The following is an 8,857-nucleotide window of genomic DNA, read 5'->3' as shown; positions in this document are numbered from 1 at the left end:
CGGCGGTCTCTTGGGCCCGGGCGGCGAGCTTCTGGTCCGCCATGTCGAACGTCCCGGCGATCTCGCCAGCGCGAGCGGCGAGCTGGTCGGCGGTTTCATGGGCGCGGGCCAGCAGCGAGCTGGAGGTGTCGTCGGCGCGGGCGAGCAAGGCGTTCGACGTATCTTCCGCACGGGCGTGGAGGCGCCGATCGGCCTCCTCGAAGGTGCGGGCGATGTCTTCGGCCCGTGCCAGCAGGGCGGCGGACGTCTGTTCGGCGCGCTCGGCGATCTTGCGATCGGCGTCACTGAAGGCGGCACCGGCCTGCTCGTGCAGCGTGCTGGTGACTTCCAGGACCTTTTCGCGCAAGGCGCCGGCGACGAAGACCGCGCTCTTCTCGAGCACGCTGCGGACGTTATCGACGCCAGTCGAGAGCGCGCGCTCCATGGTGCCGGCGCGTTCCTCGATGATGCCGGTCTGGCGGCTGAACGCCTGCTCGATCTTGTCGACATCGGCAGCAATCGCGGCGGAAATGTCCGTGCTCCTGGCCGCGATCTGGTCGATGTGGCCGGACAGCGAGCGATCGACGTCCTTGCGGGTCTCGGCGAGCTTGCCGAGATCGTCTTCCAGCGCGCGGCTGAGCATATTGCGGCCTTCGGACAACTTGCCGACATGTCCAGCGATGATCTCATCGATATCGCCGCGGCTTTCGGCCAGCCTCTGCAGGTCGGCTTCGAGAGCGCGCTTGAGAATGTCGCGGCCCTCGGCGAGCTTCTCGACCTGGCCGGCGACCAGACCGTCGATGCTGGAGCGGCTCTCGGCCAGCTTGGCAAGGTCGGCCTCCAGCGCGCGCTTGAGGACATCGCGGCCTTCAGCGAGCTTCTCGACCTGGCCGGCGACCAGACCGTCGATGCTGGATCGGCTCTCGGCCAGCTTGGCGAGATCGTCCTCCAGCGCCTTCGACAAGGTCGAACGCTCCTCGACAAGCCGTTCCGCGTGATTGTTGACGTGCCCGCTAACGGTCAGCAGGTCGGCCTCAAGCGCCTTCGACAGTGTCGAACGCTCCTGGACAAGCCGGTCCGAATGGCTGTTGACAAGGCTGTTGACGGTTTCGAGATCGGCCTCCAGCGCACGGGCGAACTGGGAGCGATCGTCGACCAGTTTCTGGGACTGGTCGGCAACGGTGTTTCTGACCGTGTTGAGATCGGCCTCCAATGCGCGGCGCAGGATGTCGCGACCTTCGGCCAGCTTCTCGACTTGGCCGGCAACCAGCCCGTCGATGCTGGAGCGGCTTTCGGCCAGCTTGGCGAGATCGTCCTCCAGCGCTTTCGACAAGGTCGAGCGATCCTGAACCAGCCTGTTCATGTGATCGGCGATAACGCTGTTCACATTCTGCAGATCGGCTTCCAGAACGCGCGAGAGCTGTCCGCGATCCTCGGCAAGTTTGTCCGACTGGCTCGATATGACGCTCTTGATCGTGTTGAGGTCGGATTCCAGCGCACGCTTGAGGATGTCGCGGCCCTCGGCAAGCTTCTCGACTTGGCCGGCGACCAGCCCGTCGATGCTGGAGCGGCTTTCGGCCAGCTTGGCGAGGTCGGCTTCAAGCGTCTGCGACAGCAGGCCGCGGTCTTCTGCCAGGCGCCCGGAATGGCTGTCGATCAGGCCACGTATGCCCGAAAGGTCGCTTTCGAGCGAACGGCCGAGCTGCGAGCGGTCTTCGGCCAGTTTCGCCGAATGCGCCTCGATGAGGTTCTTGATACCGGCAATGTCGTTTTCCAGCGCCTTGGCGAGCACCGCGCGGCCCTCGGCGATCTTCTCGACCTGGCCGGCGACAAGGCCGTCTATGTCGGCGCGGCTGTCGGACAGTTTGCCGAGATCGGCTTCCAGGGCGCGCGACAGGATGTTGCGGCCTTCAGCCAGCTTTCCGACATGTCCAGCGACCATTTCATCAATGATCGTGCGAGCTTGCACCAATTTACCAGAGTCTTCGTTGAGAGCCAGAGAGAGCCGGTTGCGGCCTTCTTCCAATCGTTCGAGATGACTGCCGAGCGACGCATCGATGGCGGCGCGCGATTCGTTGACCTTGCGCAGGTCTTCTTCGAGCGCACGCGCTATCAGGCCGCGGCCTTCGGCCAGCTTCTGCACCTGGTTGGTCACGGCGGCATCGATGCCGGCGCGGCCCTCGGCGAATTTCTCCAGGTCCGCCTGCATGGCCGCCGCCATGCGCTCGCGGCTCTCGGAGAGCTTGCGGCTGTGGTTTTCGACGGCTTCCTCGATACCGACGCGCGCATCGGCAAGCCGCTGGATGTCGGCGTCGAAGGAGCGCGAAACGACGTGGCGGGCTGCCTCCATGCGGCCGGCGAAATCGCTGGCGCGCGCTTCGAGCATGGATGAGGTCGAGGTGACGATGTCGGCCATGTCGGCGCCGATCTGGGTCTTGCCCTGATCGATCATGGCCGACAGCGTGTCCTTGCTCTCGGCGAAGGTGTGGGCGATTTCACGCGCACGCTCGACCAGCGTTTCGTTGATCTGGCGGGCACGGGCCTCAAGCGCGGCATTGAGCTTCTGGGTGCCGGTATCCAGCGCTTCTGCGCGGGTCTGGAACTCGCTGATCAGCGCCTGGCCGCGCTCGGCCAAGGTGCGCTCGATGCCGTTGAGGCTGGCCTCGAACTCGGAATTGAGGGTGCGCGCGGCGCCGCCGAGCAGCGACACCATGCCGGTGGTGCGGTCGTCGAGCAGGTCGGTCAAGGAACGGGTCAAGCCGTCCGTGGTGTCCGTCAGCTTGGCGATACGGGTGTCGAGCAGGCTGGCGAAAGCCTCGCCGGAGGTCGAAAGCCGGTCGGTGATGTTGTCGAGGCGACCCTCCACGGAGTCGAAGATCGACATCGAGCTTTCGTTGATGCGGTCGATCAGCGTGTCGCCGGAATTGGTGATCGTCATCGACAGTTTGGTCGACGCATTGAGGATGCTGTCGCGGATGATGTCGCTTGCCGCGCCGATTTCATCGCGCAACGTCTCGTGGGCGCCGGAGATCGAGGCGCGGACGCGTTCGGCATGGGTGACCACCGCTTCGCGTTCGCTGCCCAGTCCGTCGACCAGCGACCTGATCCGGGTTTCGTTTTCCGAATAGGAGCGCTCGATCTGGTTGACCTCGCTGTGGACCAGCGTTTCCAGTTCGACGGCACGGGCAAGGGTGCGTTCGATGCCTTCGCCCATTGCGGCCACTTCGCGGCGGACGGCCTGGCCGATCATCATGACGCGATCCTGAGCCATGTTTTCCGGCTCGGTCAGGCGGAAGGCCACTTCCGTCATCGATTGCGCGGCGATGCGCATGTCCTGGGCGCGGCGAATCATCGCCGCGAAGGCCCAGAACAGGATGACGGGCACGATTGCCGCGACGGCGAGGCCGATCAGTTCGGGGCGGGCAAAGAACTGGTCCAGCGTGCGTATCCGCCAGATGCTCGGTCCAAAAAGCAGGTTGGCCAATCCGCCGGCGCCGGCGATCCAGGCGAGCGAGACAAAGGCGATGACCCAGTAGATGGTGTTGGAGGCGCGCCTGTTCAGGCTGTGCAGAAGGGTCTTGTAATCTTTCTGGCGATCATCGTTGGCTGGGGCGAAGCCGGCGGGCTGGCCACCATTGCGCGTCTCGACCGGGCGAAGTTCGGCAGGCTTGGCCATTGGCGCGGGCTTGGCGCCCTGAGCCATTGGCGCGGGCTTGGCGCCCTGAGCCTGATTGACGACGGGCGCCGCCGGCTGCTGATTGCGTCCCTCGCGTGCCAGCTCGTCGGCGGCCTGGGATATCTGCGCTTCCAGATCTTCCATCGAAGCCGCGATATCGAGGTCGCCGCCGTCGGCGTCGCCGCTCAAGTCGAGATCGAGTGCTTTTTCGAGTTCCCTGGCTACGTCGCTGTCGAGATTTCTGGTCGTCGTTGGTTTCTTCGCCATGCCTTCGCTACCCTGTACTAGCTGCCGCGGGGGCTTATAATTCTGTTTGTCTTACCCCCGCGCAGGAGGCTGAAAATGGACCCTCGTATCGTAATGACACAGGGGGGTAAAGAAAACATGCATTCCGCGGGATACGTAAAACTTTAAATATAAGGTTAACGCAACCGTGATTGGGGCGCCGCTTTCGCAACATTTTTCCCGGCCATTCATTAACCCGTTGTCCACTGGAATCGCCTAGTTTTTCAGGGCGGCCGAAGAAAATGGAGTTCGAGTTCATGCGTGGCGAAAGCGGCATTGCCTTCTCAATGCCCGGGGGCGACGTATCGGGAACGAGGCAGTCCCGGCCGGTCGATTTGGCACACCTTGCCCGGCAAACGATGGGCGACCGCGCCCTCGAGCAAGAGGTGCTGGCGCTATTTGTACAGCAGGCATTATCGGTGCGCGACAAAATAGTCGATGCCGACATCAAGGACCGGCTTCTGCTGGCTCACGGCTTGAAAGGGTCGGCCCGCGGCGTGGGCGCCTTCGCCATCGCCGACTGCGCCACCGATATCGAGCACCGGCCGGAGGACGTCCAGACCCTCAAGCGGCTCGGCGGGCTGATCGATGAAGTGCGCGACTTCATAGCCGCCATCAGTCGCTGATTCCGGTTTGCGACAAAAACGTCACGGAGCGCCGCTTTCGCGCGGCAGTTGACTTGTTTGCCGGAGTGATTATCTCGGGCGAAATTCCCTTTCGTCTCGGGCGAACCTCCCTTCGTCCCGGGCGAAACTCCCTTCAGGTGACAAATGACCAAACTGACCTTCATCGCCCATGACGGCACTCATTTCGACGTGGATGCCGAAAACGGTTCGACGGTCATGGAAAACGCCATCCGCAACGCCGTGCCGGGCATCGAGGCGGAGTGCGGCGGCGCCTGCGCCTGTGCGACCTGCCATGTCTATGTCGATGAGGCATGGACGGCCGAAGTCGGCGAGCCCGAGGCGATGGAAGAAGACATGCTGGATTTCGCCTATGAGGTCCAGCCGAACTCGCGCCTGTCGTGCCAGATCAAGGTGCGCGACGCTCTCGACGGCCTGATCGTGCGGGTTCCCGAACGTCAGGGCTGAAATCCAGCATCGGCGATTTTTCCCGCTGACGCTTGGCAGCGGGCCAACGGTCATGCAGTCTCGCCTGGACTTTCGCAGCGAGGCGCATCATGACCGGCATCATCAGCACAGACGTCCTCATTGTCGGGGCCGGGCCGGTCGGCCTGTTCGCCGTATTCGAGCTCGGCCTGGTGGACCTGAAGTGTCATCTGATCGACATTCTCGACAAGCCCGGCGGCCAATGCGCGGAACTCTATCCGGAAAAGCCGATCTACGACATTCCCGGCTGGCCCTCGATCTCGGCGCAAGGGCTCGTTGACAAGCTGCTTGAGCAGGTTGCGCCGTTCAAGCCCGACTTCACCTACAACCGCATGGTCTCCAGTCTCGAAAAGTTGGACGACGGCGGCTTTCGCGTGACCACGGACGAGAACGAGGTGTTCGAGGCCAAGGTGGTGGTGATTGCCGCCGGCGGCGGCTCATTCCAGCCGAAGCGCCCGCCAATTCCCGGCATCGAAGCGTATGAGGGCACGAGCGTCTTCTATTCGGTCCGCCGGATGGAGGATTTTCGCGGCCATGACCTGGTCATCGTGGGCGGCGGCGACTCGGCGCTTGATTGGACGCTGAACCTGCAGCCGGTGGCAAAGAGCGTGACGCTCGTTCATCGGCGGCCGGAGTTTCGCGCGGCGCCCGACAGCGTCAACAAGATGTACGCCATGCAGGAGATGAAGCAGCTGGAATTCAGGGTCGGCCAGGTGGCCGGACTTACCGGGGCCGATGGCCAGCTGGCGTCGGCCACGATCAAGGGCGGTCCGGATGGCGACATCGAGGTGTCTTGTACGCGCATGCTGCCGTTCTTCGGGCTGACCATGAAGCTCGGCCCGATCGCGGAATGGGGGCTCAATCTCCACGAGAACCTGATCCCGGTCGACACCGAGAAGTTCCAGACATCGGTGCCCGGCATTTTCGCGGTGGGCGATATCAACTCGTATCCGGGCAAGCTGAAGCTGATCCTGTCGGGTTTCCACGAGGTGGCGCTGATGGCGCAGGCCGCCAAGCGCGTCATCAGCCCCGGCGAACGGATCGTGTTCCAGTACACGACTTCGTCGACCAGCCTGCAGAAGAAGCTCGGCGTCACGGGTTAATTATTCCGCCAGGATCGGCGCCGGATCGTCGACGTGGCCTCGAAGTTCTTTCTCGGGCATCAGGGTCAGCGCGATGAGGCCCAGTCCCAGAGTGCCGGCCGCGACGAGGAAGATCATCGCGAAGGGTTCGGCCGATACGACATGTCCGGCCACCTCAACGCCTTCACCGGCCAGCGGCAATCCGAAGCCCAGAGCGACGGCGCCGAGCATCGCGACCCCCAATGCACTGCCCAGCGAACGCAGAAAGGTAAGCACCCCAGTCGCTACGCCAAGATGGATTCGGTCGACGGCGTTCTGCACGGATACGGTGGTTACCGGAAACGTCGTACCAGTTCCCAGCCCGATACAGATCGTCAGGACTTCGACGACAAGCAGCGATGCATGGCCGGCGACAAAGGCCAGCAGGCCCATGCACAGGATGGCGAAGATGACGCCGACCATGGCGATGCGCTTGTAGTGGGTGAAGCGCGGTATCAGGCGGCCGCTGGAAGCGGCGCCGCCCACGGTTCCAAGCAGTAGGCCAAGCATTGCAATGCCCGACTCGCTCGCCGTCAGGCCAAGTATCGACTGCAGATAGACAGGCAGATAGACGGCAAGGCCGACGCTGGCGGCCTGGAGCAGGAACATCGACAGAGTGCCGGCCAGGACGATCGGGTTGCCCAGCACCTCGAGCGAAATGAGCGGTTCGGCCGCCCGCGTCAGCCGCAGGGCAAAGGCGCCCCAGAAAAGCGCGGAGCACGCCAGGACGCCGATGACTTCCGGCGACATCCACGGGTAGGCGCTGCCGCCCCAGTTCAGCGCCAGCAGCAACAGCGCTGTGGCGACGATGAGCAGCAATGCGCCGAGACCATCGATGCTGTGATTCTTGGCCGCGATCGGCAGCTTCTTGAGCGGCTTGTTGATGATCGCCATCGCGACAAAGCCCAGGGGGATGTTGATCCAGAAGATGAGGGACCAGTGCAGATGTTCAGCAAAAGTGCCGCCCAGCAGTGGCCCGGCGACGCTGGCAACGGCCCAGGTGCCGGAAAACCACGCCGCATAGCGCGCCCGTTCGCGCGGCGGGACAAGGTCTCCGACCACGGTCTGCGTCAGCGCGAAAAGGCCGCCGCCACCGGCCCCCTGGATCGCGCGCCCCAGGATAAGGACGAACATGTTGGGGGCCAGTGCGCTGACCAGCGATCCGGCGAGAAAGATGAGGATTGCCGCATAGACGGTCGGCCGCCGTCCATGGACGTCGGAAATCTTGCCGTAGAGCGGTGCCACGGCGGTTGCGGTCAAGAGGTAACCGGTGACGATCCATGGCAGATATTCGGCATGGCCGAGTGAGCGCCCGATGGTCGGCATGGCGGGCGCGACGATGGTCTGGTCGAGGGCTGCCAGCAGCATCGACAGGAGGACGCCGCCGATGATGGCGTTCTTTTCGCTTTCGGTCAGCGGCGCGTTCGCCGCCGCCACGGCCTGTTTGTCGACAGCCTGGTCCATAATTCTCGTCCATGCGCTTTGCGCTGCCGCATCGGGTCTGTCTGGTGCATCCGCGGTGCGATCGATCGTGATGCTTATGCTTCCAGCTTGTGCGCGTAGCAACCCTGGATATGTCGTTCCGTATAGGCCTATTTCGACTAGTGCTCGAAAAAAAATCGAAACTGGCACTACGCTTCCGCCCGGTTGGCTTGCATCCGGGCCAACGGAAGCAGTGAGGAGATTCAGGTCGGCGGCGGCAATCGGCCACTTCCGATGCGCTCCATCCTGTAGCGCATCAGCCGCAGGATGCGGCTTTCGAAATTGGCGCCTTCGACAAGGTCAAACCGCACCTGATCCTGATCGTGTCTGGCTAGCTGAACCGCAGTGATCTCGGCGGCCTTGGCCTTTGCCGCATCGCAATCCTTTTGCGGATAGGTTGCCTTCAGCGCGTCTTCGAGTGCGCGGCCGTGGTTCTTGGCGATCTCGACATGGCGGTCTTCATGGCGCTTGATGTCGGCCGACAATGTATCCCAGAACAGCCGCACGTCGGCATCGGCTTTGCGCGGCCGGCGCCATTCGGGGAGGATCACCTTGACCTTGACGGTCACGACCGCGTCGGCGATCCGGCAGGAGCCGCGCTGGCTGGCGTAGCTGATGCGTGTCGTGAAGGCCATCTGCGTGGCGCCAGGGTGGCGCGACCCCGTGCTTTTGACCTGCGGCCCGTGTTTGGCGAGTTGCTGCTCGATATCCTCCAGCGTTCTGCCGCCGATGGCGAAATAGCTGTATGTCTTCACCAGATTGGCCGCATCCGCCGGAACGGCGGCGGTAAGCAGCAGTGCGCAGAGCAGGGATCGTGTCATCATGTTGCCTCTTCTGTCACCTTGCTTTACGGCCTTTGCCGGCGCAACGGAACTGATCCGATGCGGATCACACATCGTTGATGACCTCTTGGTTGATGAGCCCATGGTTGATGCGCAATGACGGCGGGGCGATGGCAGCTGGCGCATGGGCGCCATCTCGGGCTTGGCGGCAAGGCCGTGGTGGTCGGCATCCTCAATGTCACGCCTGACAGCTTCTCCGATGGCGGCCTGTTTGATGCTCCCGAAACCGCGTTGGTCCAGGCGCGCCGCATGATCGGGGAAGGCGCCGCAATCATCGATGTCGGCGGAGAATCCACCCGGCCGGGCGCCGCCGCGATCTCGGCCACCGAGGAGCAGGCCCGTATCCTGCCGGTGATCGAGGCG

At 63.5% G+C, this 8,857-nt stretch carries 6 protein-coding genes and 1 pseudogene; 4 read left to right on the top strand and 3 right to left on the bottom strand.

The features are described from left to right. Nucleotides 1–3,922 (bottom strand): annotated as a pseudogene (locus O7A61_RS29020) (kinesin); the annotation flags it as partial. Between the two features lie 275 nt (nucleotides 3,923–4,197). On the opposite strand from O7A61_RS29020, the gene O7A61_RS29015 reads away from it, so the two are divergent. The 3 genes from O7A61_RS29015 to O7A61_RS29005 all read left to right on the top strand — a co-directional run bounded on the left by O7A61_RS29015 (nucleotide 4,198) and on the right by O7A61_RS29005 (nucleotide 6,152). Further along, nucleotides 4,198–4,566: an Hpt domain-containing protein gene (locus O7A61_RS29015; protein ID WP_140503663.1), complete on the top strand. Its 369-nt coding sequence runs from the start codon at nucleotides 4,198–4,200 to the stop codon at nucleotides 4,564–4,566. A 144-nt stretch (nucleotides 4,567–4,710) separates the two neighbouring features. Further along, nucleotides 4,711–5,031: a 2Fe-2S iron-sulfur cluster-binding protein gene (locus tag O7A61_RS29010; RefSeq protein WP_027144910.1), complete on the top strand. Its 321-nt coding sequence runs from the start codon at nucleotides 4,711–4,713 to the stop codon at nucleotides 5,029–5,031. An 89-nt stretch (nucleotides 5,032–5,120) separates the two neighbouring features. Continuing rightward, the gene (locus tag O7A61_RS29005) at nucleotides 5,121–6,152 is read left to right on the top strand and encodes an NAD(P)/FAD-dependent oxidoreductase (protein WP_337132682.1); all 1,032 of its coding nucleotides are present in this window, start codon (nucleotides 5,121–5,123) and stop codon (nucleotides 6,150–6,152) included. Here O7A61_RS29005 and O7A61_RS29000 read toward each other — a convergent pair whose 3' ends face one another. Both O7A61_RS29000 and O7A61_RS28995 read right to left on the bottom strand, forming a co-directional pair. Continuing rightward, nucleotides 6,153–7,634 carry an MDR family MFS transporter gene (locus O7A61_RS29000; RefSeq protein ID WP_337132680.1) on the bottom strand — a complete coding sequence of 494 codons (1,482 nt, stop codon included), beginning with the start codon at nucleotides 7,632–7,634 and terminating at the stop codon, nucleotides 6,153–6,155. Between the two features lie 221 nt (nucleotides 7,635–7,855). Continuing rightward, nucleotides 7,856–8,476, bottom strand: coding sequence for a DUF922 domain-containing Zn-dependent protease (locus O7A61_RS28995; protein WP_337132679.1), 621 nt, complete (start codon nucleotides 8,474–8,476; stop codon nucleotides 7,856–7,858). A 114-nt stretch (nucleotides 8,477–8,590) separates the two neighbouring features. Here O7A61_RS28995 and O7A61_RS28990 point away from each other — a divergent pair. Then, the coding region (locus tag O7A61_RS28990) for a dihydropteroate synthase (protein ID WP_337132678.1) at nucleotides 8,591–8,857 on the top strand (267 nt) is incomplete at its 3' end.

The sequence above is a fragment of the Mesorhizobium sp. Cs1321R2N1 genome (genome assembly GCF_037179725.1).
GTDB classification, from domain to species: domain Bacteria; phylum Pseudomonadota; class Alphaproteobacteria; order Rhizobiales; family Rhizobiaceae; genus Mesorhizobium; species Mesorhizobium salmacidum.
This window is presented reverse-complemented; position numbering and strand designations above follow the sequence as displayed.

Excerpts from the sequence above, each read along its gene's own strand:
- O7A61_RS29015 (WP_140503663.1), top strand. The coding sequence starts at position 4,198 with ATGCGTGGCGAAAGCGGCATTGCCTTCTCAATGCCCGGGGGCGACGTA.
- O7A61_RS29010 (WP_027144910.1), top strand. The coding sequence starts at position 4,711 with ATGACCAAACTGACCTTCATCGCCCATGACGGCACTCATTTCGACGTG.
- O7A61_RS29005 (WP_337132682.1), top strand. The coding sequence starts at position 5,121 with ATGACCGGCATCATCAGCACAGACGTCCTCATTGTCGGGGCCGGGCCG.
- O7A61_RS29000 (WP_337132680.1), bottom strand. The coding sequence starts at position 7,634 with ATGGACCAGGCTGTCGACAAACAGGCCGTGGCGGCGGCGAACGCGCCG.
- O7A61_RS28995 (WP_337132679.1), bottom strand. The coding sequence starts at position 8,476 with ATGATGACACGATCCCTGCTCTGCGCACTGCTGCTTACCGCCGCCGTT.